This window comes from Gilvimarinus sp. 1_MG-2023 (assembly GCF_030548285.1).
In genome coordinates, this window is sequence record NZ_JAUOSC010000296.1 from 1 (window position 1) to 384 (window position 384).

At 51.3% G+C, this 384-nt stretch carries 1 protein-coding gene; it reads left to right on the forward strand.

Going from position 1 to position 384, the window contains the following annotated elements; translation table 11 throughout:
* Nucleotides 1-147: 147 nt before the first annotated feature.
* Nucleotides 148-384, forward strand: a 237-nt coding sequence (locus Q4563_RS16865) for a hypothetical protein (protein WP_303605312.1), incomplete at its 3' end; no start/stop codon positions are given.

Here is a 384-nt window from a genome sequence, read left to right on the forward strand (position 1 = left end):
ACACGCAACCAGTCGCCGCTTGCGTGAATGACAGGTGAAGTTCCATAAAACCAGCCTATATTTTCAAATCCTTACCGAACACCCACCATTACTTTGCATTGCGATCGCTACACTGACTACCTACTTTATGACCCGGATCACTGCACTATGGAAACCAACCGTATAACACCGTTATTAAGCGCATTACTGTTGGCTTTTGCGGCTGCCAACCTGACCGCCTGTGGCGGCAGTGCTTCTGGCGATAGCACTTCGGATGACAGTTCAAGCAGTGATGTATCGGACTCGGACTCGGACTCGGACTCGGACTCAGTATGGCTCCTGAATGAAACCGGGGCAGTATCCGCACATATTCTGAGTTCCGAAACCGGCCTGGGTGTGGAAGTC